Below are 26,967 nucleotides of genomic sequence, written 5' to 3' on the forward strand. Positions count from 1 at the left end.
GCCGGAGTACCGTGAGGCCATGGAACCCGAAGTGCGTTCCGTCCGGCTGCGGACCGGGATCACCGTGCCGTACCTCCTCAGGAAGGCCCCCGTCACCGTCCCGCCGCTCCTGCTGCTGCACCCCTGGGGTGAGTCCCGCCGGACGTTCGACCGCCTGCTCCCGCTCCTGCCGCCGTCGTGCGCGGTGATCGCGCCGGACCTGCGCGGGCAGGGCGGTGCGGACAAACCCGACGGCGGGTATTCGCTCGCGCAAATGGCCGACGACGCCGCCGCGCTCCTTGAGGCTCTCGGCGTCGCGCGGGCGTGTGTGCTGGGTTCCTCCAGCGGAGGTTACCTGGCCCAGCAGCTGGCCGTCGACCATCCGGAGCTGGTGGCCTCACTGGTACTGGTGGGCGCGCCCCTGAGCCTGCAGGCCCGGCCGGCTTTCGCGGACGAGGTCGAGCGCTTGGAAGACCCTGTGGAGGAGGGGTGGGTTCGGGATTCCTTGTCCTGGTTCCAGCTGCTGCACACCGTGCCCGCCTGGTACATCGAGGACCGCGTGCAGGACGGCGTGGCGATGCCCGCCCGCGCGTGGAAGGGAATCCTGAACGGACTGTGCGAGGCAACCCCGCCCACGGAACAGGGCCCCATCACCGCACCCACGCTCATCCTCTGGGGTGCCCACGACGCCCTGCTCCCGCGCCGGCACCAGGAAACCCTGGCCGCCCGCATCCCGGAAGCGCAGTTGAAGGTCTATGAGGGTACGGGCCATCTGGTGCTGTGGGAATGCCCGGAACGGGTGGCCGCCGATGTAGCGGAGTTCCTCGGCCTGACGCCGGAAAGTTCAGAGGCGTGAAACATACTCCCGCAGCCGCTCGGACGCCGGTGGCGGGAAGAAACCGGCGGACTCGATCCTGCTGAGGTCAAGGGCGCTGTTGGAGGGACGCGGAGCGCCGTGCTTGTCCCGGAAGTATTCGGCGCTCGACACTCCCGTGACGTCGCTCCGCGCCCGGCCGCATAGCTCATACACCTCGGCCGCGATTTCCGCCCAGCTCTGTACCGGCCCGCTGTTCGAGAGGTTGTAGCTGCCGTACGGGGCCTTCGAATCGATCAGGTGGCGGATTCCCGCGGCGAGATCCTGCGCGAAGGTCAGCCGGCCGAACTGGTCATTGACCACGGCCGGGCGGGCGCCCTTGGCGGCGAGCGATGCCATGGTGCGGACGAAGTTCCGGCCCTCGCCCACCACCCAGCTGCTGCGCACCAGATAGTGCCGCGGAACCACCGCGACGGCGGCCTCGCCGGCCGCCTTCGACTGCCCGTACACGCTGAGGGGAGCCCACGGCTCATCATCACGGTGCCAGGGCACGGAGCCGTCGAACACGTAGTCGCTGGAGACGTGCACCAGCAGCAGCCGGTGTTCGACGGCGGTCCGCGCCAACCGCACGATGGCTGCGGTGTTGATCTCCCAGGCCGCACGTCGGCCCTCGGGGGTTTCGGCGTCGTCCACGGCGGTGAAGGCCGCGGCGTTGATGATGGCCTCGTAATCGTTCCAGTCACGGGAGGCGAGGGCTTCCGGGGAGGCGAGGTCAAAGCTGTCCCGCCCGGCGAACTCAACCCTGCCTGACTCAAAGCTGCCGGGCCCAAGGCCGGAATCGCCGTCGTACTCCTCGCGGAGGGCCCTGCCCAGCTGGCCGTCGGCGCCGAGCACCAGGATCCGCCGCGGCGGGACCGGAACCACCTCCGCCAGGCGCGGGTGCCCGCGGTCCTTCTCAGACAGCTCCGCCCGCTCCAAGGGGATGGGCCACGGAACGGCGACGGTCTCGTCGGCCAAGTTCAGGAAGGTGTATTTCGCCGAGGCAGACCAGTGCTCGTTGACGAGGTAGGAGTAGACGGTGTTGTCCGCCAAGGTCTGGAAGGCGTTGCCCACGCCCCTGGGCACGAACACCGCGGTGCCGGGGTCCAGTTCGGTGGTGAAGAGTCTGCCGAATCCGGGCCCTTCGCGCAGATCCACCCATGCCCCGAAGGCCCGCCCTGCCGCGACAGAAACGAACTTGTCCCACGGCTCGGCGTGGATGCCGCGCGTGGTGCCGGCCGTCGCGTTGAAGGAGACATTGTTCTGTACCGGCCCGAAATCCGGCAGGCCCAGCTCCGCCATGGCCCGGCGCTGCCAGTTCTCCTTGAACCAGCCGCGGTTGTCGCCGTGGACCGGGAGGCGCACCAGCAGGAGCCCGGGAATGGGCGTCACCTGCACGGCAAGAGCGTTCACTGCCGGCCCTGCTCGCGACCGGCGCCCTGCTCGCGGTAGCGGGCTTCCGCCGCGGCCTTCTGCGGACGCCACCAGTCCTGGTTGTTCCGGTACCAGTCGATCGTGGCGTCCAGCCCCGCGCCGAAGTCGGAGTACGACGGCGCCCAGCCCAGTTCCGCGCGCAGCTTTCCGGAGTCGATGGCGTAGCGGAGGTCGTGGCCGGGCCGGTCGGGAACATGGTCGTAAGCGGAGGGGTCCTGGCCCATGCGTTCGAGGATGAGCTCCACGATCTCCTTGTTGGACCGTTCGCCGTCAGCGCCGATCAGGTAGGTTTCGCCGATCCGGCCGTTTTCCAGGATGGCCAGCACGGCGGAGGAGTGGTCGTCCACGTGGATCCAGTCGCGCACGTTCTGCCCCATGCCGTAAAGCTTGGGCCGCACGCCGTCCAGGATGTTGGTGATCTGGCGGGGAATGAACTTTTCCACGTGCTGGTACGGACCGTAGTTATTGGAGCAGTTGCTGATGGTGGCGCGCAGCCCGAAGGAACGCACCCAGGCCCGGACCAGCAGGTCGGACGCCGCCTTGGTGGAAGAGTACGGGCTGGAGGGGTTGTACGGCGTGGTTTCCGTGAAGCGTGCGGGATCGCCGAGCGGAAGGTCGCCGTAGACCTCGTCCGTGGAGATGTGGTGGAAGCGGGTCCCATGCCGTCGGGCGGCCTCGATCAGCGTGAAGGTTCCCGTCACGTTGGTGTCCAGGAAGGGGCGTGGCTCGTGGAGGGAATTGTCGTTATGGGATTCCGCAGCGAAATGGACCACAGCGTCAGCCGCGGCCACCAGCCCGTCCACCAGTCCGGCGTCGGCGATGTTTCCCCGTACGAAGCTGAACCGCTCCGGCGGCAGCCCGGCGAGCGATTCCAGATGGCCCGCATAGGTGAGCGCATCCAGGACCGTGATCCTGTACGCCGTGTTCGCCAAGGCGTAACGGACAAAGTTGGACCCGATGAATCCGGCCCCGCCCGTGACGAGGATCTTCTCCATGGATCCATACTGTAGTCCTTTCGGGAAGCAGGAGTCCTTGCGGAAGGCATGCCGGGAGGCCATCATTTGCCGTATGCGCGGGATCATCCTGGCCGGCGGAACGGGTTCAAGGCTCCATCCGATCACGCTCGGGATCAGCAAACAGCTGGTTCCGGTCTACGACAAGCCCATGATCTACTACCCGCTGTCCACCCTGATGCTCGCCGGCATCCGGGACATCCTGGTGATCACCACCCCGCGCGATGCCTGGCAGTTCCGGCAGCTCCTGGGCGACGGCTCCCAGTTCGGCATCAACCTCAGCTACGTGGAGCAGCCCTCCCCGGACGGCCTGGCCCAGGCGTTCATCCTGGGGGAGCAGCACATCGGCGGCGACGCCGTGGCGCTGGTGCTGGGGGACAACATCTTCTACGGCCCCGGCATGGGCCAGCAGCTTTCGCGTTTTACCGAGGTCGACGGCGGCGCGGTCTTTGCGTATTGGGTGCAGAACGCGGGGGCATACGGCGTGATCGAGTTCGACGGCGACGGCCAGGCGGTCTCGCTCGAGGAGAAACCGGCCATCCCGAAAAGCAACTACGCGGTGCCCGGCCTGTACTTCTACGACAACGAGGTGGTGGACATCGCCAAGGGGCTGCGTCCCTCGGACCGCGGCGAACTGGAGATCACCGACATCAACCTCACGTACCTCAAGCAGGGGAAGCTGCACGTGGAAGTGCTGCCCCGCGGCACAGCCTGGCTGGACACAGGGACCTTCGCGGACCTCAACGACGCCTCCAGTTTTGTGCGCACCGTGGAGAACCGGCAGGGTTTCAAGATCGGTGCCCCGGAGGAAATCGCGTGGCGCCAAGGCTATATTTCCGACGACGAATTGCGCCACCGGGCAGAGGAACTCATGAAGAGCGGCTACGGAAGGTACCTGCTGGGGCTGCTTGAGGCCTAGGCAGGTTCAGACCTTGATGCCCGCCATGGCCTCGGCGAAGCGGGCGCCCAGCATCTTGTTGGCAGCTAGGTTCGGGTGGGGATCCTCCCGGGAATAGATGTACTTGTCGCCTGTGCCGTTACCCGCCGGGGTCGCTACCGTTCCGGTGCCGGTGATCCAGCCGCCTGTGCCGTCGCCGTTGCGCCAGTCGATGAATCCGCGAACGTTCGGAGCGGCGTCCGCGGCTTCCCGGATGGCCTGGTTGATGGCGTCCAGGTTCGGATCACCATTCAGGTAGGGTTCGACGCCGGCCACGATCAGCGGCAGCGACGGCAGCTGTTTGGCGATGGCTGCGTAGCAGGCCTTGGCTGCGGTGCCGATCGTTTCGGGGGTGTGGTTGGCATCGTTGAAGGTGCCGTAGATGAGCAGGGCGTCCAAGGGTTGCGCCGCGAGGGCCTTGATGCGGCCCTCCGAGCCGTAACTTCCGAAACCCATGCCGGAAACCACCGTGTTGGCGTAGCCGGTACCGCTTTGTCCGTTGCGCCAGACGGCGAAGCCGGTTGCCGCGGCGATCCAGTGCGGAATGGCGCCGGCGATGTAGCCGGTGGAACCGTAGACCCAGGAGTCGCCAAGCACACCCAGGTTGAACCGTTCTTCGGCCGGTTCCACCACGTCGTCTTTTTCGTGGAGCAACTGCACCAGGTCGGAGAGGGCCAGGGTGATACGGATCTTGCGGCGGCCGCGCCGGGCGAAGGGAATGTCGATGAACCGGGGACCAAGGTCCTTGATCTGCTGGGGATCCTCGGTGACAGGCTGGTCGTCGACATGGACGTGCCAGTCGCCGCCGGGATAGCTGGCCACCATGAGGGCAAGGTGGGTTCCTTCGTGCCAGAACTCGATGTCGTAGGCGGCGGGCACCCGGGAACCGTCCAGCCGGTTTGATCCGGAGAAGTCCTTGTCCAGGCTGGTCAGGGTGGTGGCGCCGTTCAGGCGGACGACGCCGGGCAGGTCCTGCCACAGCACGGCGGCGGACTGCTTGAACTCCGGTACCGCCGTCCGGATGGACACTCCTTGGGCGGTGAAGTTCCGGGAGTCGTACACCGAAGCGGACATGGGGGTATAGCGCTCGCCGAGGGGGACCGAACCCGCGAAGGCCTTGGGCGTTGCGGCCGGAGTTTGCGGCACCGGCTCGGGTTGCAGCCGCGGGACCACCACCAAGGCCGTTCCCGCTGCGGCTGCACCTGCGGCAGCGAGGCCCAGGAATGTCCTTCGTTTGAGCATGGGTCCCCTCAGTAAGAGCAGCCGCGCATACCACGGCTTTGCGGAGCAGAACAAATAAAAATACCACGGTCCCGGCAGGAAAATTTCCAAACAAGATTCCAGTCCCAATTAACCGGCCGCTACATGACAAATGGGTTACCGCTTTGTGGCCGCGTGAAAACATTCGGTCATGCAGCCCCTCCAGCACGTAAAAAAAGACTATGCGTGGCCAGTACAGGACGTATTATTTCCCGTACTGGATCGCTGAAAAACGGTGATGGGGCCAGTTTTCGGTACTTCTGCCCGCGATCAAGGTGAACCTGATTTTCCGTCCGTGGCTGGTCCATGCCTTGGTACGGAAAAACAGGAAGTCATTTGTCAAGCTGGATAGTGCTGGGGAGGACTGTGCTTTGACTGGTTACATCGTTCATGAATGGCTTGAACCCCATGGCGGTGCCGAGAAGGTCGTTGAAGAAATGGCCGCGGTGTTTCCTGACGCACCCATCAAGTGCCTGTGGGACGATGCCCCGGCGCGTTTCCCCGAAGGCCGGGTCAGCGATACTTGGCTGGCGCGTACCCCGCTGCGGAAGACAAAGGCCCTGGCGCTGCCCTTCATGCCCGCCACCTGGCGCAACCTCGGACCCAGCGATGCCGAGTGGCTCCTCTGCAGTTCGCACCTGTTCTCCCATCACGCACGGTTCTCCGGTCCGGCTGCCGACGCGCCCAAGTTTGTCTTCGTGCACACGCCCGCGCGCTACATCTGGACGCCGGACATGGACGCCCGGGGCAAGTCCCTTGCCGTCCGCCTGGCGTCCGTTCCACTGAAGGCCATTGACCGCAAGCGCGCCCAGGAGCCCACGGCCATTGCCGCCGTGAGCAATTTCGTGCGGGAGCGGATTGCCGGGATCTGGGACCGGGACAGCATCGTCATCCATCCGCCGGTCAACGTGGGCCAGTTCGATACGGATGAGCAGGGCGGTTTCACGGCCGAAGAGGAACGGATCCTGGACGAACTGCCGGAGACCTTCATCATGGGCGCCTCGCGCTTCATTCCCTACAAGCGCCTTGACCTGGTCATTGCCGCGGGCGCGGCCGCGGGCATCCCGGTGGTCCTCGCCGGCAACGGCCCCGAGCTCGGGGCGCTGCAGGCCCAGGCAGCCCGCCACCCGGGCCTGGTGACCTTCGTGGACCGGCCCTCGCACGTCATGCTCCGCGAACTGTACCGCCGGTCGCTGGTCTACGTTTTCCCGCCCGTTGAGGACTTCGGCATCATGCCGGTGGAAGCGATGGCGACCGGAACGCCCGTGGTGGCGTCCGCCGTCGGGGGTGCTTCGGAAACCGTGGTGAACGGCAGCACCGGCGTCCTCCTGGAGGACTTCTCGGACGCGGAACTGAAGGCCGCGATCGAGCAGGCGGCAGGCATGGATCCGGCCGACTGCCGTGAGCGGGCGTGGACTTTTGACCGCGAAGTGTTCCGCGGGAAAATCAGGAACTGGGTCGGCAGCTCCGGCCGGACCACCGTGGACACGGTGGCGGACGACGAATTCGAGAGGGCAGTATGAAGCTGAAGAACGTTGTGGACCATGCAGGGGTGGTCCTCTACAACTTCGTGGTGACCCAGGTGCCCTCGCACAACTTCCGGCTGGCGTTCCTGCGTGCCTTCGGCGCGGAAATCGGGAAGGAATCGGCCATCTTCCGCGGCACCACGGTGCTGGGCATCCGGCACCTGAAGATCGGCGAATCCGTGGCGATCGGCTTCCGCTGCCTCCTGGACGCCCGCGGCGGGCTGACCATCGGCGACAGCGTGTGCATCGCCAGCGACACCCAGTTCATTACCGCCCACCACGAGCCCAATTCGGACGACTTCCGGGCCGTCATCCAGCCCACGGTGATCGAGGACCATGCCTGGATCGCCAGCCGCTGCACCGTGCTGGGCGGTGTGACCGTCGGCCGCGGCGCGATCGTGGGTGCCTGCTCCCTGGTCCGCAAGGACGTGGAGGCCATGGCCATCGTGGCCGGTGTGCCGGCGGAAGTCCGCGGGACCCGCAACTCCGCGCTCGACTACCGGCCGGGCAACCGGCCCCTGTTCTACTGACAGTCCGCTCCGAGGAAAGCCGCGCGCATGAACCCCGCACTGATCGCCAAGGCCTGGGGCCGGATCGGCGTTATTTTTTACAACTTCTTCGTCACCCACTTGCCCTCCCATGAACTGCGCCTTGCGGTGCTGCGTTTCTGGGGAGCAAAGATCGGCCAGGGCACCAGCGTCTTCCGTGGCACCACGGTCCTGGACATCCGGAAGCTCACCATCGGTGAGAACTCGGGAATCGGCTTCCGCTGCATGCTTGATGCGCGCGGCGGCCTGAGCATCGGCAGCAATGTAGTGGTGGCTAGCGACGTCCACTTCATCACCGGAGGCCATGAGCCCGATTCGGATACCTTCGACCATTTCTTCCTGCCCATCAGCGTGGACGACTTCGCCTGGATCGCCAGCCGGGCGACGGTCCTGTCGGATGTCAGCATTGGCCGCGGCGCCGTCGTGGGTGCCGGTTCCCTGGTCCGCAAGGACGTGGGTGACATGGAAATCGTGGCCGGCATCCCCGCGAAGCTGCGCGGAATGCGCGAATCCGAGCTGGAGTACAACCCCAGCTACCGTCCGCTCTTCTTCTAGGGCCGTGGAAAGCGAGCAATCTCTGATGGGGAACCTTGGCGGACACCGCCTGATCTATGTCGCGCCGGAGTCCGGCAGCGGGGGAGTGGGCGACTACTCCGACGACTTCGCTGCCGCCGTGCGCCCGCACTTCGGCTCGGTCCAGGAATACCGGCACCCCGGGCCGGGCGGCGACGGCGTGCTGGACCTGATCCGGCACCGCCGCGCGTTGCGGAAGCTCCTCGCCGCGGAACCGGACGTCCCCACCATCGTGCATTGCGAGCAGAGCGGCGGTTCCATGGTTCCTTTCTGGGCGGCCCTCGGTCTGGAGCGGACCGGACGCCGTGGTGAGGTGTCCGTCAGCGCCACCGTCCACGATCCGCCGTACGCCGTGTGGTGGCCCTTCCGGAGCAAGCTGGTGGCACGGTCGCGCGTCCTCTCCCACGGTATCCATCTGCCCCTCCACAAGCTCACCCGGTACCTCGAAGCGTGGGGCAACCGCTCCCGGCTGTTGTTCACCTTGAGCCGCCTGGGCGCGGAGAAGCTGGGCGACGTCATGACCACCGCCCGGATCGTGCCCAGCGCGCACTTCGTCCCCGAACGCCCGGTCCTGGCGCCCGTGACGGAGCGTCCCCTCGCGATCGGCCTGTTCGGCTATGTGTACCGCGGCAAGGGCTTCGACATGCTCGCCGAACTCCGGGAAGCGCTCGACGACGACATCACCATCCGCGTGGCCGGCAGGGGCACTGAGGTGCTGGAGCCGATGCCCGGCGTCGAGATCCTGGGCGAGGTGAACGGCCCCGAGGAGGATGCGTTCTTCGAGTCCATCCGCATGCTCCTGGTCCCATACGGCGGCAGGAAGTCCTACGGCAGGGAGGCCTTCCCGGCCACCGGAACGGTGAGCCGCGCGATTGCCTACCAGACGCCGGTGCTCGCCCGGTCCTACGGTTCCCTGCGCGAACTCGAGGGCGACGGCGGTGCCGTGGTCGTCGAGGGGGACGCCGCGGAGCTGGCGGCCGCCGCCAACTCCTTGCTGCGGGACGCGGAGGCGATGGCCAGGCTCCAGGTCGAGACGGCCGAACTGCGCACAAAGCGCTCCATGGCCAGGATCGCCGAGGAGTTCGTCGCCGCGTGGATCGCCGATCCCGCCACGCCGGATGCCCCGGCTACTGCCCGAAACAACGCAGTGGCCGCGGGCACCGGAGAGCAGCGCTAGTGCGCCGCCTCCTGGGCGAGAACCTCCTCAAGGCGGGAATTGCCGCCATCTGGGTGGCCGGGGGCAGGTTCCTCGGCCTGGCGTGGACGGTGGCGGTCATCGCCACGCTCGGTATCTCCGACTACGGCCTCTACGCGATGGCCTTTTCGCTGTCCTCCCTGATCGCCGCGCCCCTGGACAATGCCTTCCACGTCCGCTCCATGCGCGAAGGCGAATCCCGTTTCGCGGCGGAACGCACCGGCCGGGCACTGGTGGGGGCCGTGCTTCTCCTCGCCGGCCTCGCGGTGTTCGGACAGTTCTTCGTGGCGGGTTTCGCCCTGGCGGTGGCCGGCGGCGAAATGCTTTTCAACGCCTGCAAGAGCCGGGCCCTGCGCGATGGCCACCCGAACATCGTCATGCGCCTGGACACCGTCCGGCAGACCGCCTCGATTGTGGTCGCTTCCGCCTACCTGTTCCTCTCGCAGCCGCTGCTGGGCAGCGCCCCCACCCTCGAAACGGCGTGCCTGGTCTATCTCTGGCCGTACGCCGTCGTGCTGGTCGCCGCGGCGGTCACGACGGCGGGTACCCGGCCCGGCGTTCCGGGCAAGCCCCGGGAGCTGCTGCTGTTCTTCGTGGACGCCCTGATCATCGCCCTGCATATGCAGGGGGACATCCTGCTCCTGGGCATCCTGACGGACAGCACCATCACGGGGTACTACTCCGTGGCTTCCGTCCTGGCCATGGCCGTGGCCTCGGTGGGGCAGATGTACGCCCAGACCTTCCATGGCCCGCTGCGCGAGGCCGGCGGAAACCCGGCCGCCGGGCCAGGCCGGAAGGCCACCTTCGCGCTGTCTGCAGGCTTGGCTGCGTTGGTGTTCCTGGCCGGGCTGGTGCTGCTGCTGACCGGGCTGGCGCCGCAGATCGCCGTCGCGCTGATGGTCCTGAGCCTGTTCGTGGCGGTGCGTTTCACCAGCCTCGTGATGACCACCATCCTCTACATCCAGGGCCAGGACCGGCAGCGCGTCGCCGGCGGAGCTGTGGCCGCGGTGCTCAAGCTGCTGCTGGTGGCTGCCCTGGCCGTGCCGCTCGGTGCCGGTGGCGCGGCACTGGCCGCCGTCGTGGCCGAAATCGTCCAGGCCGCCTGGTACTTCCGGGCTGCACACCGTCCCCGGCCGGTGCAGGCCGCACCTGGCGGGGCCGCGCTCCAGACCATCGAGGAAGGCTCCCGTTGACCACTGCAACGATCATGCTGTCCAAGGACCCGTCCGTCTCCCATGGCGGCGATGTGACCATGTCCAAGCTGGTGGCGGAACTGGCGCGGGAATCCGTGGACGTCCGGATGCTCTGCCTGTCCGCGGGTCCGCTGGCCACGGAAGCGGAACTGCCCTTCGCTGCCGAGCTCCGGAAAGTCGCCAAGCCGGACGTCAGCCTGCCCAAGGTACTGCTCAACAGCCTGCGCACGGGCCGGAGCCTGGTGCACACCCGTTTCTCCATCCCCGCCTTCACTGCAGCCCTCGACGCGTTGGATTCGGACCTCTTCATCGCCGACCACAGCTACATGGCCGAGTCCTTCCTCCGCTCGCGCCACGCGGGCAAGCGCCCCTTGCTCGTCAGCACCCACGTGCCGGAGTCCCTCGTGTGGACCGCGTCCCGCGGCCTTGTGGGAAGGCTCGATTCCGGCCGCATCCGCAGGGACGAGCTCCGGGTCGCCCGCGCCGCGCACGCCGTGGGCACCTTCGACGGCGTCGAGGCCGAGGACTACCGGAAGCAGGGCGTCGAGCGCGTCCACTGGCTGGATGTCACCTTCCCGGCCGGAACGAAGTGCAACGTCGGATCCAGCGGGAGGCGGCTCGTCTTCCTTGGCGACCGCAGCTGGCCGCCGAACCAGGAAGCCTTCCAGCTCCTCCTGCAATGGTGGCCGGAGATTTCCGCGGGGATTGCCGGCGCCGAACTGCTGGTGATCGGGAAACCCGCCGGACCGGCACCGAAGCAGGCGCTGCCCGACGGGATGCAGGACCTCGGCTTCGTGGACGACCTCGACGCCGTGCTGGGCAGCTGCCGGGGCCTGGTGGCACCGATCCTGACCGGCGGAGGCGTCCGCGTGAAGATCCTGGACGCCGCCAGCCGCGGCCTGCCGGTGGTGGGTACCGAGGCCGCGGTGGGCTCGCTGTCCGAGGTCTTCGGCCTGCCCACCTTCGACAGCAAGGAAAGCTTCGTGGCTCGCTGCCGTGAGCTCCTCCTGGACGCGGCCGGCGCAGCCCGGGAAGGGGAGCGGATCTTCGAACTGAACGCCGGGCGCTGGAACTCCGGGGTGCCGCACAACAGCGTGGAGAAATGGCTCGCATGCTGAGATACGCACTCCTGGCCGGGGCTGCCCTCACGGCGCTCCTGACCGGTTTCCTCATGACCGATCCCGTCAGCGGCGGCCGTATCGTGGCCGCCGCCGTCATCGGCCTGCCCTGGTTCGTGTACTTCGCGTTCAAGATGCCCATGGTGCTGTTCCACGGACTGGCCGTGATCCTGGGGTTCCTGCCCTTCGGCGTGGTGCCCGGAAGCAGCCTTCCGCTGGTGTTCGTGGCATCCCTCGGCGCCGGTTTCGCGGCCATGCTGCTTCCGCGCTCCCAGGCGCCGCGGTATTCGCTCCTCGACTGGGCCGTGGTGTTCATGCTCGCCATGGGAGTCTTCTCGGCCGCCGTGACCTATGTGTCGCCCGTGGACCTCACCGAACTCAGCAAATGGCTGGTGGCCGGTTCCGTCACCATGTCCCTGCGCCGCCTGAGCGAAGCGCAACGGCTCTCCTTCGGGCGAAGCTATGTGTACACCTCGACGGCGGCCGCCGGCTTCGGCCTGGTCTCCCTCGCCTTCGACGGCGGCGGCGCCATGATGAAGCCCTTTGCGGTGTTCGGTTACGTCGCCGGCAATGAGACCCTGCGGTACGTGTACGACGGCGATGAGCAGACCCGCCGCCTGACCGGCACCTATGTGGACCCCAACGCCGGCGGGTTGTTCCTCCTGCTCGCGATCTTCCTCGCGCTGGCCCTGCTGGCCGGGTGGAAACGGATGCTGTCCCTGGCCATCCTGGGAACCGCGATCCTGCTGACGCTCAGCCGCGCGGCCATCTTCTCGGTCGTGGTGGCCCTGCTGCTCTACCTGGCCATGAAGAACATGAAGCTGCACGGGCGGATGAAATTCCTCAGTGTGATGGTGCTGGGCCTGGCCTCCGCGTTCGCGATTCCCGAGGTCCAGGAGCGTGTGTTCGACTCCTTCGGCAAGAACGACAGCGGCAGCGAAGCACGGCAGGAAGCCCTGGAGAACTTCCCCCGCCATGTGGAGGACCACTGGATCTTTGGCCTGGGCTGGGGCCGGCCGGAATTCCGCGACGCCGATATCGGCTGGGCGGTCAACTACGTCGCCAACGCCCCGCTCCTATCGATCTACCGTGGCGGTCTCGTGGCCGGGCTGGCTTTCTGGGCGGTGCTGCTGATCGGCGTGTACCTGTCCTTCCGGGCCCTCCGGCACCCGCGGGCAGACCTCGGCTTCCTGGGCGCCGGCTTCATCGGCCTGGTCTTCGTTGCCCTGCAGCTGGACTTTCCGGTGGTCACCATCGCCCCCGTCACCACCGTGCTCTCGATCTACCTGGCCTTCCTGCCGCGGCCCGCGGAGCTGGCCACTACCGAGGATCCGCCCCCGCTGGCGGAACCGGCCCCGGAACCGCAGCCCGCCGTCGTCGGCCCCCTCTACGGACGCAGGGCCTTGCGCAACCGGAGGACCCCGCACGGCAGGATCACCAGACCACAGCAGGCCACCACAGGAACAAAGGTAAAGGCATGACCTCCACCATTTCCCCGCGCGGACCGCGGCACAGCGCATCCAAGGCAGCGGCGGCCGGCAACAGGCTGCCGGGACTGGAAGGAACCCGCGGGCTCCTCGCCGCCATGGTGGTCCTGGTGCACACCACCTTGCTGCTCACTCCCGGAGTCCTGGAGGCCACCAAGCTGGGCTACCTGGGGAACCTCATTGTGTTCTTCCACGTGATGAGTGCCTTCTTCATCTACATGCCATACCTCTCGGCGATCGTGGAGGAGCGGAAGTTCCCGGGCACCGGCGAGTACGCCATCAACCGTGCGCTGCGCGTCTTCCCGGCCTACCTGACCGCGTTCCTGGTATCGAATTTCATCTTCCAGGCCGTGTACGTGCAGAACGCCTACGATGCTTCAGCCACCCGCTCGGACCAGGGGAGCGGCATGATCACGGATCCGGTGCAGCTCCTCCTGCAGCTGACCCTGCTGCACAACTACTTCCCCACGGGACTGCAGACCGGCCTCAACCCGAGCTGGACCCTCACCATGGAAATCGCCTTCTACGCGATCCTTCCGCTGCTCTCCCTGGGCTGCTACGCGCTGCGCAAGCGGACCCGGATCAACCGTTGGCTCCTGGCCCTGCTGCCCGCGTTCTTCCTGCTGGCCCTCGGTGTGGCCGGCCGGACTTTCGCAGTGATGACGACGCCGGACAGCGACAACCCGCTGCACCATGAGTGGGGCGCCTCCTGGCATGCGGTGCTGGCCCGCAGCTTCCTGCTGTGGTGCGACAACTTCGCCTTCGGGCTGGCCGCCGCCGTGCTGTTCCTGGCCGTGAAGCGCGGGAAACTGGCGTCCACGCCCCGGATGCGGGCGCTCATGCTGCTGCTCGTGGTGCTGGGCGTCGGAGCCACGGGCGCGGCGATCCTGCTGCAGTCCCACTACGTGGCCACCGTGCTGTCCGTTGCCTCGGGCGCAGCGCTGCTGCTTATCGTCCTGCCGACTCCGGGCAGCGGTGCCGTGCCGTGGATCGCCAGGGCGCTGGACGTGAAGCCGTTGAAGTACCTGGGCGACATCTCGCTGAGCATCTACCTGTGGCACTACCCGGTGCTGCTGCTGGTCACCCGCTGGAAGCTGATCGGTCCGGACAGCTACCTTGGTGCCTTGTGGAACTTCGGGCTGGTCCTGGGCATCACGATTGTGTTGTCAGTACTGTCCTACCATTTCGTGGAACTGCCGGCCATGAAACTGCGGCCCCGGAACAAGAAGGCCCGCGCCGCTGCCGCTGCGCCGCGGGAACCGGAACCCGCGGCCAAGTAGCCGGCTCGGTAGCCGTCAGCTGAGGGACAGCGGTCAGCTGACGGCGGCGGTTCCCGGCGTTGCGCTCAGCAGCAGGACCGGGTAGCCGCTGATGCCTATGCTCACGGTGTCTCCTTCGGCATACCCCGGAATCTGCCTGCCGAAGAGGTCCCTGGCATCCAGTGTGCCCGCGCCGCTGAGGAACAGGGTGTGCGCAGAGCTCTGCGACCACACGATCCGCGCCGTGCGCCCGTCCGGGAGGCGGAAGAGCGTGGAACGGACGTCCGGGTCCAGGGATTCCTGCCCGGCCGGCACGGCCCCGTCGAGGAACTTCGCCAGGACGGCCTGTGCCACTGCGGCAGGTTTGGGTGCCAGCCGCCCGCCGGAGCTGTCTTCATGCCGGAACAGCCCGAAGTTCGACTCGGGGTCGCTGGGAGCATTCCAGTTGTTGACCAGTCCGTAGTGCATGTAGCGGCCGGCACCGGCGGCCAGGACGGCAGCAGCGTCGCGGACCAGGAAAGCTGCCTGGATGCTCTCCGGCTGGCCGCCTTCGACCGTGTTGTAGCCAGTCTCCTCCAGGACCACCGGCTTGGTGGATCCTGCCGCAGCCAGGAGGGCTTTCGCATTGGCCACGGCACGTTCGCCGCAGCCCTCAGGGGCTGTGGAAAGCGAGTAGTTGTGGATGGTTGCTTCATCGACGTAGTGGTGGCCGCCGAGCTCCACGAAGCGCTTGAACCAGTTGTAGGCCTCGCCGCCAACGGCCCACCAGTCATCGGCGGCGCCCAACGCCGGGCCGCTGACCTTGGCGCCTGGGGCATAGCTCCGGACAGCGTCGAAGGCCGGCTTCAGGAGCTTCACGTAGCAGTCAGCCGTACGGCCGCACTTGCCCGTGTTGTAGACGTAGTTGAACTCGTTGTAGATTCCGTAGTCCACCGAGGCTCCGTACTTTTGCGCGGTGGCCTTGACGAAGTCGGCGTATTGGTTGATGCACCGCTTGGAGGATGGCGTCTGGCCGTCGTCGCAGAGCCCGTAGTAGGCAAGCACCAGCGTGGGCCGGATGCCACGGGCCTGGAGGCGGCTGATTTCGGCCTCGGTGGATGGATCCCAGGCAAAGCTTCCGTCAGCCCGGACGGCGTCTTCCCAGCGCCAGTCCACGCGGACCGAACGCAGGCCCAGCCTTCCGGCTGCTGCGCTCTGGTCGATCCACGGATGGATGGCGGGGTGGGCAGTTGTGCCGAAAAGCGAAGAGGCCGGCTGCGCGGGGGCTCCCGCCACGATTCCCAGGCTGGTGGAAGCCTTGCCTGCGGTGTTCGACACCGTGAGTTCGTAGTAGCCCGGGCCGAGGCCGCCCAGGTCTACGGAGCCTGCTCCTCCGGAGACTGTGGTTGAGCCGCTGGCGACGGTTACGCCTTCGAAAGACGACACCGAATATTCCACCGAGGAGGAATCGGCAGCGACCGATACTTTGACGGATGACGCGTCGTACATGGCCAGCGGATCGGTGAAACGGGGAACCGATTCCGCGTGGGCCGGAGCCAGGGCGGTGCTTGCCGTGAGGAACAGCGTGGCCGCCAGGATTGGGAGGATGCGTAGTCGCAGAGGCATGGGAGAACTCCAGGAGCGAGACCGGATACGCCGCCGGAAGAGGACCCCCATGACCCCGGTGGACCGGCGACCGCAACGAAGACCACGTTGTGCTGCAATCGTATCGGCGCCGGAACGGCATCGACGGAGCGTGATGCCTATGTGACACGCGGGTTCGCGCTAGCGCCGCCCGGCAGGCAGCGCGTGGCGGCCGTGGTCGTCTTCCGTGGCAGCGGCAGCCTGGCCCGGAACAGTGGCCGGGCGTGCGTCGCGGGAAGCGCTCCCGGCGGGCCGGGCAGGGGACTCGTTCTCCAGGTTGTGGTAGCTGTACGCGTAGGAATCCACGCCCTTGAACGGCAGCATGTTCAGGATGACGCCCAGGACGCTCGCGTTGACGAGTTCCAGCGAGGCCAGGGACCGCTCCACCTGGGCCTGGCGGGTGTTCTGGCTGTTGACCACCAGCACCACGCCATCCACGTGCTGCGACAGGACGGCGGCATCCGTGACCGGAAGCAGCGGCGGTGCGTCGATGATGACGACGTCGAACTTGAGTTCCAGGTGCCGGACCAGCTGCAGCATCTCATCGGAAGCCAGGAGCTCGCTCGGGTTGGGCGGAATCTGCCCGGAAGTGAGGACGTAGAGTTCGTCCTCGCCCCACTTCTGGAGGAGGTCGTCGACGCCGGCCCGGCCCAGGAGCGCGGTGGTGAGGCCCGCGTTGCGGTCCAGGCCCATGTACTCGCCCACCGTCGGCCGGCGGAGGTCGGCGTCGATCAGGACCACACGCTGGCCGGCCTGCGAAAAGGTGATGGCGATGTTGGTGGCGGTAGTGGTCTTTCCTTCGCTCGGCAGCGAGGACGTGACCATGATGGCGCCGGACTTCCTGCTGATGCTGGCGAACTGCATGTTGGTGCGCAGCTGGCGGAAGGACTCGGCGCGCGGGCTCTGCGGTGCCACCTGGGAAACGAGGGGGCGCTTGGCAGCATCGCGGTCGAAGGAGATGCTGCCAAGCAGGGGAGCGGCGGTGATCTTGCGCAGGTGGGACTCGTCGCGGACCTTGTTGTCCAGGGCGGTGCGCAGCACCGTGGCGCCGAGGCCGAGGAGGAGGCCCGCCACCAGACCCACCAGGATGTTCAGCTTGGGGTTCGGGTGGGAGGGTGCCTCAGGGACGGAGGGCGGAGTCACGATGGAGAGCTTGACGGGCGAAGTACCGCCGACGTCGGACTTTTCGAGGTTGTCGACCGCCTTGATGAGGCTGTCAGCGACGGCCTGGGCGATGGCGGCGGACTGCGCGGCGGAGCCGTCGGTCACCTGGATGGTGATGATGACGGTGTTGTCCTCGGCCGTGGCCTTGACCTTGGCTGCCAGTTCCTTGGGCGATTCCGTGAGGCCCAGCTGCTCGATGACGGGCTGCATGACGGCCGGGGTGCCCACGGTCATCACGTAGGACTGCACCCGGGCCTGGCTGAAGGAGTTGCCCAGCTGCAGGTCGGTGGCGGACCCGGAACTCTGGATGGCCACGAAGAGCTGGGTTTCAGCGGTGTAGCTGGCCTTGGTGAAAATGGACGCGCCTACGGCACCCAGGACTCCCAGGAGCGTCAGGCACGTTAGAAGGATCCAGTTGTGCCCGAGGATCCGGATGTAGTCACGAATTTCCAAGGTGTGCCTCTCTGAGTACCGCGTGTGTTTGGCCAAGACCCCCATACAAGACTAGGGCTGTGAAGCCACTGGCTTGAAATGGTGCCTTGTTCATGTCATTGACCATGGTTCCCGGCATATGCGGGCCGTGAATTCCGGTCAACAATCGCTTTGGAAGGCAGCCTTGACCAAGGCTGCCGACTGGTAGGCGTATTGGTACGCCCATTCAAAAACGTTCAATCCTTCGTCATAGCCGATCATGCGGACCGTACCCGGGAAACAGCGCCGGATGATCCACCCGGCCCGGGTGACGTGGAATGTCGGTGCCACGATATTTGCGCTTTTCCACCCGTACTTTTCCGCCATTGCGGCGAGCTCCAGGGCTTCGCCTTCGGTGGTGAAAGGTTCGGGATGGAAGCACAGGATTTTGTAATGCCGCTTGGCTTCGCAGTACGCACCCTCAATGCGGCCGTTTTCGCTCAGCGGCATGGAGATCGCAATGGTGTCCGCGGCGCCCTGGAGCATGAGCTGCTCCGCGTACTCCACCCGCGCCGACGGCGGTCCGAGGACGAAGACGACATCCGCGGGCAGCGGTTCATCGCTCGCGGGAACCACGAACAACGGAATTCCCGCCAGCCCCCAGGCGAGCAGCACGGCCAGGAACCAGGCGAGGATCCGTCGTCGGCGGAAGCGCTTGAAGGACACGTTCTTCTTCACGGGACTACTTTGCGGCGGCGGTCACGCCGGAAACCGTCTGCGCCAGGACGGGCCCGAGCTTCTCGGCGAACTGGTAGTTCAGGTGGGAAACGTCCGCGTAGACGGGTGTTGTGCCGATGAACGCAGGGCAGCTGTTGCGCGGGGAGCAGAACCAGGATTTGGTGCTGGCCAGGGTCACTTTGCCCTTGCCGGCAGCGGTTGCCGCTGCGGCGGCCTGGCGCTCGACGGATTCTGTGTCGAAGTAGATGGAGTCCGGGCTGGTGACGCAATCGGCGGGTTTGCTGATCCTGGTGGCGCATTGCTGCAGGTTCTTGCCGCCCGGTGGAGGGCTCAGGACAACCACCTGCTTGGCAGCCGCTGCCAGCTCGGTGAAGCTTGCCTGGGCCGCCTTCGACCACTCCTGGAGGCTTGCCGGGCCCTTGCTTCCGCTCGCAAGCCGGGCCGTTGTGCCGGCCACGCTGGACATGAAGATGGCATCCGGCTTGATGTCGCGCATCTTGGCGTAGGCGTTGTTGTGGAAGGACGTGCATTCCGGGTGCGGAGCCAAAGCGTCGTTGACTCCGTGCAGCACCGGGATCTTGATGGCGGGGCATTCCTGCAGCGTGTACACCAGGATCTTGTAGCCCTTGGGTTCCAGCGCGGCACGAAGCCCGGGCAGCCAGCTGATGGCCACGGAATCGCCCAGGAGGACCGCGGTCTTCTTGGCTTTCGCGTCGCCGTAGACGCAGCGGGCTGCGTTTTCCATGGGGTCCGGCAGGGAATTGACGTCCTTGCCCAGGCAACCGTCCTTGGCCCATTCCCGGGCTTGGGTGTCCCGGCCCAGCGATTCGATGGACGGGGAAAGTTCCGGCCATGCCGTGGCGTCCAGGGCGGTGCGGATCTGCGCTGCCAGGGCCGTTTCAGCGGTCTTGGCGTCGACGGCGGGCGCTTTCGACTTCGGGCCGAGGGAAGCGTTGGCGGCTTCGGAGGGTTTTGCCGCATAAAGGTTGAGGGAGTAGGCCCCGGCCACCGCCGTGACGATGAACAAGGCCACCACGCCCGTGATCTGGGCTGCGAGCTTGGGGGATATCCGGTGGCTGTGGCGCTTCTTTGCCGCTGCTGGATCAAGCCAGCTCGACTTCCGGATGGGGTCTTCAAGAAGGTGGAAGGACAGCACGGAGAGGCCCGCGATGATCGCCAGGACGATTGCGATGGTGACCGGTTCCTCCACCGGCATGAGGGACTCGGCGAAGATGATCACCGGGAAGTGCCACAGGTAGAGGGAATACGAAATATCGCCCAGGTACCCCGCCACTCCGGTGGTCAGGGGGAAGACAGCACGGGCAGGGCCGCCCGTACCCGCGGCGATGACCAGGCAGCTCGACAGCACGGGTACGATCGCCCACGGCCCGGGGAAGGGCATGTCCGGGGTGATGAAGAACAGGCTCCAGGCGATGCCGGCGAGTCCGAGGTAGCTGAGGTACGGCCGGAGGAGGTCCGGGATGCGGGCCAGGCTTTTCGCGCAGACAGCCAGGAGCGCGCCCAGCCCCAGCTCCCAGGAACGGGAGAAGGTGGAGAAGTAGGCGACCGTGGGGGACGACGCGGTTTCCCACAGCGCGAACGCCAGCGAGCCAACCACGACGACGGCCATCACCCAGGTGAGCGTGCGCAGGGCGGTCTGGTGGGACCATCCGAACCGCCCGGCAAGCCCGCCGAGGACCAGCACGATCAATACCGGCCACACCACATAGAACTGTTCTTCGACCGCCAGGGACCAGAAGTGCTGCAGCGGCGACACCGGGCCGGCGACGTTCATGTAGTCCGTGCCGCTCAGCGCGAAGTGCCAGTTGGCGGCGAAGGCCATGGCCCACAGCCCGTCTTCGGCGATGATCCTGGCGCGGCCGGCGTTGAGGACCAGCCAGGCCGCCGCCATGGTGACCAGCAGCACGAGGACGGCAAGCGGCATGATGCGCCTGATGCGCCGCTTGTAGAAGTCGACGAAGGAAATCCGGCCCTTGCGGGAATGCTCCTTGATGAGCAGGCCCGTGATCAGGAAGCCGGAGATGACGAAGAAGACGTCCACCCCGATGAATCCGCCGGCCGGCCAGTGAAGCAGGTGGTCGCAGATCACTGCGACAACTGCGAGCGCCCGCAGCCCCTGGATATCCTTGCGCGCTGCTTTATTCGGATGTGCTGCGGCAGTTATGCCGGGGCGGCGCGCAAAAGAAGGCAGCCGAAGGTTTGCAATTGCCAAAATGTGTCCCCATCGAAAAGAAATGATCCGCCGGGCGTGAGACGGGCCGGGGTCCGTGCTTAATCGTAGCTCAGCGTTTGTTACGGCTTTGTGGCCGGCCGGTCAAAATTACGCGGATTTTCAGTAGGCCCCGGTGCTCTGGAAAACGGCCCTGACAGTCCTCAGCAGGATGACGAGGTCACCGGCCAGGGACCAGTTCTCCACGTAGTAGAGGTCCAGGCGGACGGAGTCCTGCCAGGAGAGATTGGACCGCCCGCTGACCTGCCACAGGCCGGTGACGCCGGGCTTGACCAGCAGGCGGCGGCGCACGATCTGTTCGTAGGCTTCGACCTCCCGGGGGAGCGGCGGGCGCGGGCCCACCAGGCTCATCGAACCGCCCAGCACATTGAACAGCTGCGGGAGTTCGTCGAGGCTGAAACGCCGCAGGGTGCCGCCGATCCGGGTGATCCGTGGATCGTTCTTCATCTTGAAGAGCACGCCGCTGCCCTCGTTGAGGCTGCTGAGTTCGGCAAGCCGCTCTTCGGCGTCGGTCACCATGGAACGGAACTTCAGCATGCTGAAGGTGCTTCCGCCCACGCCTACGCGCTCCTGCCGGAACAGCACGGGCCCCTTGCTGTCCAGGCGGACGGCGAGTGCTACGAGGGCGAAAACGGGCGCCAGCAGGATGATCGCCGTGCTTGCTGCCGTGATATCGAACAGCCGCTTCGCCAGGCGTTGCCCTGCTTCGAGGGTGGGCGTGCTGACGTGGATGAGGGGAAGCCCTGCGATCGGCCGGGTGTGAATGCGCGGGCCGGCGATGTCCGTCAGGGCCGGGGCCATGATGAGGCCGACGTTGCGGGAGGCCAGCTCCCAGCCGAGGTGCCGGATGACTTTGGGGTGCAGCTGGACGCCGGCGGACATCGCGACGGCGTCGGCCTCGCAGCGCTCGATCGCTTCCAGGATGGAGTGCATGTCCGGTTCGTGGCCCATGTGCGGCAGGCCGTCGAACATTTCCTCCACCGGGCCGTCCGGCGCTCCCGGAGTGTAGGTGCCCACCGGCAGGTAGCCTGCATGCTTTGCGCCGTGCAGCGAGGAGGCGAGATGCGCGACGGCGCCGGGGCCGCCGAGCAGCATGATCCGGGACATGCTGTACCCCTGGCGGCGGGTGGCCGTCAGCCGGCGGCGCAGGATCCAGCGTGCCAGGAGCAGGCCGATGAGCCCTGCGGGCAGGGCGATGCCTACGTAGCCCCGGGCGGTATCGAATTTGAAGACGTACGAAAAAATCGCCACCATGCCGAAGAGCCAAAGGGAAGCCGTAGCCACCCGTTTGAATTCCTCCGGGCCGGCGCCAAGAATCTTGCTGTCCCTGCTGTGCCAGGCCCCCAGCATGAGCCACCAGGACAGGATGAGGATGACGGACAACGTGCCGTACGGGGTTTCCTCATAACCCGGCGAGGCAGGGTCGAGGCCGAAACGGATGATGTACGCGCCACCCACGGCAACGACGATGACAAACGCATCCACGACTTTCAGGCGCAACGATTCACGCGCGCCCCAACCGACGTCTCGACCCACTTTCCAGGCCCCCATTTCATGATGAACTTTTCACCCCGGGGTTTGTGGTGCATGTTGGGAAGGTCCGGGGTACCGAGGCGTGATCCGGGCGTCATTGACCGGTTCCACCTAGCTGGAAATATTACTGAGGATCCGGGGAATTTGACCCTTTTCCGTCATTACTTCCGGTTCGGTCAGTCATGATTGGTCATTTTGCAAGTCAATTCATATTCTGTGCTGATGCCCGGTGTAGTGCAGCCCTGGCCGGGGAGTGGCGGATCAGCGGGTGTCGACGTCTTCGAACACCAGGAATGTCTGGGTGTCAATAACGCCGGGCATCGATTGGAGCTGGTCGAAAATCACGCGTCGGAGATGCAGGTTATCCGTGGCGCGCACCAGCAGGATCACATCGAAACTCCCGCCGACCAGCGCAATGTGCTGGATTTCCGGAATGGCCCGCAACTGTTCGCGCAAGGTGCGCCAGGAATGCTGCTGCACTTTCAAAGTCACATAGGCCGAGGATTTGAGCCCGGCCTTAACGGGATCCACCACGGCGGTGAACTTTGTCAGCACCCCGGCGCCGGTGAGCCTTGCGATCCGGGTGTAGGCGTGGGCGCGGCTGATGTGCACGTTCTCCGCCACCTGCGTGACTGACATGCGGCCGTCCCGCGTGAGTTCAGCGATGATGTCCCGGTCCACCTTGTCGAGGGACACCTCCAGCGGGACCTCCGCAGCGTCGTTCTCTTGCCCGTCCATGCCCGGCTCCGTTTCCAATTCGTCCACACGCGGCCGGTAACCCAGCTCACATTTTTGCAATCTGTCTCTCAGCGTAGCCAGTTTCCGAAAGCTCTTCCACGATTCCCGGCATCACTGGATACGAAAGTCCGCGCAGGACCATACTTGACGCAAAAGTGGAAACCCTTAAAGGACGGACCAATGACGATCTCCGCAAGTCAGGAACCCAATACCGGCCAGCCGCCTGCCACGGACCAGGAACCGGGCCCGGCATCCGAGCAGGCCTCCGAGGTGCAGCGCAAGTTCGGCATCAGCGTCGAGGACTACATGCTCCCCGCCCGCCGCCAGATCCAGATGGTGGCCCCGGACGGAACCCTCAAACCGGAATCCGAACAAGGCACCGAACCCGGCCACGAATACCCCATCCCCGGCGACGCTGAACTCGTCGCCGCTTACGAACGCCTCGTCGTCGGGCGCCGGGTCAACGACCAGAACTCGGCGCTCGTCCGGCAGGGCCGCATGGCCGTCTACCCTTCCAGCCACGGCCAGGAAGCCTGCCAGGTGGCGGCCGCCATGTGCCTCAGCGACGGCGACTGGCTCTTCCCCACCTACCGCGACGCCGTCGCCGTCATGGCCAAGGGCGTGGACCCGGTCCAGGCCATGACCATCTTCCGCGGCGATTGGCACGGCGGCTACGACCCGCACGAACACAAGGTGGGCATCCAGTGCACTCCGCTCACCACCCAGCTGCTGCACGCGGTGGGGGTGGCGCATGCAGCCAAGCTGCGCGGCGAAGACACCGTGGTGCTGGCCATGTGCGGCGACGGCGCCACCAGCGAAGGCGACTTCCACGAAGCCCTCAACTTCGCCGCCGTCTTCCACCTGCCGGTGATTTTCTTCGTGCAGAACAACAAATACGCCATCTCCGTTCCGCTGAGCCACCAGTCCGTGGCACCTTCGCTTGCCCACAAGGCCGTGGGCTACGGCATGGCCGGCGAACGCGTGGACGGCAACGACCTCGTGGCCCTCCTCGCTGTCCTGGACCGTGCCGTGAAGCTCGCCCGCGAAGGCTCCGGGCCCCTCCTGGTCGAGGCCCACACGTACCGCATGCAGGCCCACACCAACGCCGACGACGACACCCGCTACCGGGACAACGCCGAAGTCAGCGAATGGAAGGCCAAGGATCCGCTCAGCCGCATGGACGTTTACCTGCGCAGCCGCGGACTGCTCGACGACGACGGCGCCGCCCGGATCGCCGAACGCGCCGAAGCCGTAGCCACCCAGCTCCGCGAAGGCCTGGGCGAAGACGTTCCGGTGGAACCGCAGAACCTCTTCAAATATGTCTTCTCCACCCCCACCCCGCAGTTGCGCGAACAGTCCGCGCTGCTGGCCGACGAACTTGCACGTGAGGCGGGCGCCAAATGACCATCACCACTTCCTCCGAAGCCAACGGCAATGTCAGCGCAGCCACCGCCCGTGCGGCAGCAGCGGCAGCCGCCGTCGCCGAAGCCCGCAAACCGCAGAGCGTCACCATGGCCAAGGCCCTCAACACCGCCATGGCCGACGCCATGCGCGACGACAGCTCCGTGCTCGTCTTCGGCGAAGACGTCGGCCGCTTGGGCGGCGTCTTCCGCATCACCGACGGCCTGATGGCCGAATTCGGCGAAGAACGCTGCTTCGACACCCCGCTGGCCGAATCCGGCATCGTGGGCATGGCGATCGGCATGGCCATGAACGGCATGCGCCCGGTCATCGAAATGCAGTTCGACGCCTTCGCCTACCCGGCCTTCGAACAGATCCTCAGCCACGTGGCCAAGATGCACAACCGCACCCGCGGCGCGCTCACACTGCCCATGGTCATCCGCGTGCCCTACGCCGGCGGAATCGGCGGCGTGGAACACCACTGCGACTCCTCCGAGGCCTACTACGCCCACACCGCCGGCCTGAAGGTCTTCACCCCTGCCACCGTGGCGGACGCCTACCGCATGCTGCGCGAAGCGATCGACTCCGACGACCCCGTGATCTTCATGGAACCCAAGAAGCTCTACTGGTCCAAGGACCAGGTGGACCTCGAAGCACTCGCCGCCGAACACGCCGCCAACCGCACCGCAGGGACCAGCAGCGAAGGCCGCGCCGCCGTCGCCCGCTCCGGCACGGACGCCACCCTGATCGCCTACGGCCCCTCCGTCCCCACCGCCCTGGCCGCCGCGGCAGTGGCCGCGGAAGAAGGCCGCTCCCTCGAAGTGATCGACGTGCGCACCATCGTGCCGTTCGACGACGAAACCGTCACCGCATCGGTCCGCAAGACCGGCCGCGCCGTGGTCATCGCCGAAGCACACGGCTTCGCCTCCGTGGCCTCCGAAATCGTGGCCCGCGTCCAGGAACGCTGCTTCCACCACCTGGCCGCGCCCATCCGCCGCGTGACCGGCTTCGACGTGCCCTACCCGGCCCCGAAGCTGGAGCACTACTACCTGCCAAGCGTCGACCGCATCCTCGACGCCGTCGACGATCTGCAATGGGAGAACTGACCATGACCGCCGAACTCAACACGAGCGAACTCCAAGTCTTCCGGCTCCCGGACCTCGGAGAAGGCCTCACCGAAGCCGAACTGCTCAACTGGCTCGTGGCCGTGGGCGACGAAATCCGCGTCGACCAGCCCATCGCCGAAGTCGAGACCGCCAAGTCCGTCGTCGAAGTACCGTCCCCGTACGCCGGCACCGTCGCCGTGCTGCACGGCGAACCCGGCCAGACGCTCGACGTCGGGAAGCCGCTGATTTCGGTGGCTCGGGTTGGTGCTGCGTCCATTGCTGTTGGTTCCGGCATGGGTTCCGGCGCCTCCGCGGATGATGCCGCCCCCGCCCCTTCGGTGGACGGCTCTGCTGCAAGCAGCGAGCCGTCCACCGAAGGCAGGCCCGATGCCACTCCCGGGGCGGCATCATCCGCTCCGGCTTCGGCTGTCGACGCACCTTTGGCGGCATCATCCGCTCCTGCTGGCGCTGTCGACGCACCTTCTGCTGTTTCTGAATCTGCTGCCGAGACCTACCGGACCGAGGAACGCGCGGGTTCCGGGAACGTCCTTATTGGTTATGGGACCTCCGGTGGGGGCGAGGCCCGGCGGACGCGGCCTCGGAAGGTTCCTGCCGCCGTCGTTCCCGTGGTGGATGTGGCTGTTCCCTCGGCGGGTTCGCGGGTTCCCGGGAAACTGTCCGCCGTGATTTCGCCGCTGGTGCGGAAGATGGCCCGGGACCACGGGGTGGCGCTGGAGTCGGTTCCGGGTTCGGGGGAGAGCGGGCTCATCCTGCGCCGGGATGTGGAGGCCGCCATCGCCGCTCCGCAGAAGGCTGATTCCGCAGCAAAGGCACCGGCTACTACAGAAGCCGCAGGGCCCGTTGATTCGCGGACCGGGCTCGGTGTGGCGTCGCGGTCCGCTGTCCGCGGAGTGCGGAAGGCCGTGGCCGCGAACATGGCACGGAGCCGCTCCGAGATTCCCGAGGCCACGGTGTGGGTGGATGTGGACGCCACCGCCCTGCTGGAGATGCGCGCCGAACTGAAGAAGCGCGGGGCGGAGCACACGCCGGGACTGCTGGCGTTCATCGCCCGCTTCGTCACCGCCGGGCTCAAGAAGTACCCGGAGCTCAACACCCGCTTCGAAACCCTTTCGGACGGCAGCCAGGAGATCGTCGCCTTCGACGGCATCAACCTCGGCTTCGCCGCGCAGACAGAACGCGGACTCGTGGTGCCCTCGGTGCGGGGCGCGGACAAACTCAGCGCCCGCGAACTGGACGCCGAGATCCGCCGCCTGACCGCCGTCGCACGCGACGGCAAGGCGACTCCTGCGGAGCTGGGCAGCGGCACGTTCACGCTCAACAACTACGGCGTGTTCGGCGTCGACGGCTCCGCGGCGATCATCAACTACCCGGAGGTGGCCATGCTGGGCCTCGGCCGGATCATCGACAAGCCGTGGGTGGTGGACGGGCAGCTGGCCGTCCGGAAGGTCACCGAGCTGACCCTCGCCTTCGACCACCGCGTATGCGACGGCGAAACCGCGGCCGGGTTCCTGCGGTACGTTGCGGACGCCATCGAAAACCCGGGAACCGTACTTTCGGATCTGTAGTCCCGCCGGCCCCTGGCCGCTCACAACGTCATCCGGGCACC

The 26,967-nt window shown here is 66.5% G+C and carries 22 protein-coding genes; 13 read left to right on the plus strand and 9 right to left on the minus strand.

The window, feature by feature from the left end:
* The first annotated feature begins 19 nt into the window (after positions 1 to 19).
* Positions 20 to 835, plus strand: a complete 816-nt coding sequence (locus BIU82_RS14665) for an alpha/beta hydrolase (protein WP_070350183.1) — start codon at positions 20 to 22, stop codon at positions 833 to 835.
* On the opposite strand, the gene BIU82_RS14670 is transcribed toward BIU82_RS14665, so the two are convergent.
* Both BIU82_RS14670 and rfbB read right to left on the minus strand, forming a co-directional pair.
* A complete protein-coding gene (locus BIU82_RS14670) occupies positions 824 to 2,245 on the minus strand; it encodes a bifunctional dTDP-4-dehydrorhamnose 3,5-epimerase family protein/NAD(P)-dependent oxidoreductase (RefSeq protein ID WP_070350184.1) in 1,422 nt (473 codons plus the stop codon). The genes BIU82_RS14665 and BIU82_RS14670 overlap by 12 nt on opposite strands.
* Positions 2,242 to 3,261, minus strand: a complete 1,020-nt coding sequence (gene rfbB, locus BIU82_RS14675) for a dTDP-glucose 4,6-dehydratase (protein WP_070350422.1) — start codon at positions 3,259 to 3,261, stop codon at positions 2,242 to 2,244. Before rfbB ends, BIU82_RS14670 begins: the two co-directional genes overlap by 4 nt.
* A 73-nt stretch (positions 3,262 to 3,334) precedes the next feature.
* Between rfbB and rfbA the strand changes: the two genes are divergently transcribed.
* Complete coding sequence (gene rfbA, locus BIU82_RS14680; RefSeq protein ID WP_070350185.1) at positions 3,335 to 4,198, plus strand: glucose-1-phosphate thymidylyltransferase RfbA; 864 nt, start codon at positions 3,335 to 3,337, stop codon at positions 4,196 to 4,198.
* A 6-nt stretch (positions 4,199 to 4,204) separates the two neighbouring features.
* On the opposite strand, the gene BIU82_RS14685 is transcribed toward rfbA, so the two are convergent.
* Complete coding sequence (locus tag BIU82_RS14685; protein WP_070350186.1) at positions 4,205 to 5,458, minus strand: twin-arginine translocation signal domain-containing protein; 1,254 nt, start codon at positions 5,456 to 5,458, stop codon at positions 4,205 to 4,207.
* 389 nt (positions 5,459 to 5,847) lie between these two features.
* Between BIU82_RS14685 and BIU82_RS14690 the strand changes: the two genes are divergently transcribed.
* The 8 genes from BIU82_RS14690 to BIU82_RS14725 are packed head-to-tail and all read left to right on the plus strand — an operon-like array spanning position 5,848 to position 14,396.
* Positions 5,848 to 6,999, plus strand: coding sequence for a glycosyltransferase (locus BIU82_RS14690; protein WP_083292366.1), 1,152 nt, complete (start codon positions 5,848 to 5,850; stop codon positions 6,997 to 6,999).
* On the plus strand, positions 6,996 to 7,532 hold the full coding sequence (locus tag BIU82_RS14695; protein WP_139146628.1) for an acyltransferase: 537 nt from the start codon (positions 6,996 to 6,998) through the stop codon (positions 7,530 to 7,532). The genes BIU82_RS14690 and BIU82_RS14695 overlap by 4 nt, the downstream gene beginning before the upstream one ends.
* Positions 7,533 to 7,559: 27 nt before the next feature.
* Positions 7,560 to 8,105, plus strand: a complete 546-nt coding sequence (locus BIU82_RS14700) for an acyltransferase (protein ID WP_070350187.1) — start codon at positions 7,560 to 7,562, stop codon at positions 8,103 to 8,105.
* Positions 8,106 to 8,130: 25 nt separating this feature from the next.
* Positions 8,131 to 9,300: a glycosyltransferase gene (locus tag BIU82_RS14705; protein WP_070350188.1), complete on the plus strand. Its 1,170-nt coding sequence runs from the start codon at positions 8,131 to 8,133 to the stop codon at positions 9,298 to 9,300.
* Positions 9,300 to 10,511: a polysaccharide biosynthesis C-terminal domain-containing protein gene (locus BIU82_RS14710; RefSeq protein ID WP_216099027.1), complete on the plus strand. Its 1,212-nt coding sequence runs from the start codon at positions 9,300 to 9,302 to the stop codon at positions 10,509 to 10,511. The genes BIU82_RS14705 and BIU82_RS14710 overlap by 1 nt, the downstream gene beginning before the upstream one ends.
* Complete coding sequence (locus tag BIU82_RS14715) at positions 10,508 to 11,629, plus strand: glycosyltransferase (RefSeq protein WP_070350189.1); 1,122 nt, start codon at positions 10,508 to 10,510, stop codon at positions 11,627 to 11,629. Before BIU82_RS14710 ends, BIU82_RS14715 begins: the two co-directional genes overlap by 4 nt.
* Positions 11,623 to 13,110: an O-antigen ligase family protein gene (locus BIU82_RS14720; protein ID WP_070350190.1), complete on the plus strand. Its 1,488-nt coding sequence runs from the start codon at positions 11,623 to 11,625 to the stop codon at positions 13,108 to 13,110. The genes BIU82_RS14715 and BIU82_RS14720 overlap by 7 nt, the downstream gene beginning before the upstream one ends.
* Positions 13,107 to 14,396 carry an acyltransferase gene (locus tag BIU82_RS14725; RefSeq protein WP_070350191.1) on the plus strand — a complete coding sequence of 430 codons (1,290 nt, stop codon included), beginning with the start codon at positions 13,107 to 13,109 and terminating at the stop codon, positions 14,394 to 14,396. The genes BIU82_RS14720 and BIU82_RS14725 overlap by 4 nt, the downstream gene beginning before the upstream one ends.
* A 33-nt stretch (positions 14,397 to 14,429) precedes the next feature.
* Here the strand turns inward: BIU82_RS14725 and BIU82_RS14730 are convergent, their stop codons facing one another.
* From BIU82_RS14730 to BIU82_RS14755, 6 genes are all read right to left on the minus strand, one after another.
* Entirely contained in the window at positions 14,430 to 15,980 is a 1,551-nt protein-coding gene (locus tag BIU82_RS14730) for a hypothetical protein (protein ID WP_070350192.1), read from the minus strand.
* 159 nt (positions 15,981 to 16,139) lie between these two features.
* On the minus strand, positions 16,140 to 17,615 hold the full coding sequence (locus BIU82_RS14735) for a polysaccharide biosynthesis tyrosine autokinase (protein ID WP_070350193.1): 1,476 nt from the start codon (positions 17,613 to 17,615) through the stop codon (positions 16,140 to 16,142).
* A 138-nt stretch (positions 17,616 to 17,753) separates the two neighbouring features.
* Positions 17,754 to 18,311: an ElyC/SanA/YdcF family protein gene (locus BIU82_RS14740; protein WP_070350194.1), complete on the minus strand. Its 558-nt coding sequence runs from the start codon at positions 18,309 to 18,311 to the stop codon at positions 17,754 to 17,756.
* Positions 18,312 to 18,315: 4 nt separating this feature from the next.
* Positions 18,316 to 20,544, minus strand: coding sequence for an acyltransferase family protein (locus BIU82_RS14745; RefSeq protein WP_074466454.1), 2,229 nt, complete (start codon positions 20,542 to 20,544; stop codon positions 18,316 to 18,318).
* Positions 20,545 to 20,664: 120 nt separating this feature from the next.
* Positions 20,665 to 22,113, minus strand: a complete 1,449-nt coding sequence (locus tag BIU82_RS14750) for a sugar transferase (protein ID WP_070350196.1) — start codon at positions 22,111 to 22,113, stop codon at positions 20,665 to 20,667.
* A gap of 243 nt (positions 22,114 to 22,356) precedes the next feature.
* A complete protein-coding gene (locus tag BIU82_RS14755; RefSeq protein WP_070350197.1) occupies positions 22,357 to 22,833 on the minus strand; it encodes an Lrp/AsnC family transcriptional regulator in 477 nt (158 codons plus the stop codon).
* A 180-nt stretch (positions 22,834 to 23,013) separates the two neighbouring features.
* Between BIU82_RS14755 and BIU82_RS14760 the strand changes: the two genes are divergently transcribed.
* Genes BIU82_RS14760 through BIU82_RS14770 form a run of 3 tightly spaced genes read left to right on the plus strand, consistent with a single transcriptional unit; the run spans position 23,014 to position 26,926 of the window.
* Positions 23,014 to 24,237: a thiamine pyrophosphate-dependent enzyme gene (locus BIU82_RS14760; protein WP_070350198.1), complete on the plus strand. Its 1,224-nt coding sequence runs from the start codon at positions 23,014 to 23,016 to the stop codon at positions 24,235 to 24,237.
* Complete coding sequence (locus tag BIU82_RS14765) at positions 24,234 to 25,340, plus strand: alpha-ketoacid dehydrogenase subunit beta (RefSeq protein WP_070350199.1); 1,107 nt, start codon at positions 24,234 to 24,236, stop codon at positions 25,338 to 25,340. Before BIU82_RS14760 ends, BIU82_RS14765 begins: the two co-directional genes overlap by 4 nt.
* Positions 25,341 to 25,342: 2 nt before the next feature.
* The gene (locus BIU82_RS14770; RefSeq protein ID WP_253182793.1) at positions 25,343 to 26,926 is read left to right on the plus strand and encodes a dihydrolipoamide acetyltransferase family protein; all 1,584 of its coding nucleotides are present in this window, start codon (positions 25,343 to 25,345) and stop codon (positions 26,924 to 26,926) included.
* The last annotated feature ends 41 nt before the right edge of the window (positions 26,927 to 26,967 follow it).

This window comes from Arthrobacter sp. SW1 (assembly GCF_001766675.1).
Classification (GTDB): Bacteria; Actinomycetota; Actinomycetes; order Actinomycetales; family Micrococcaceae; genus Arthrobacter.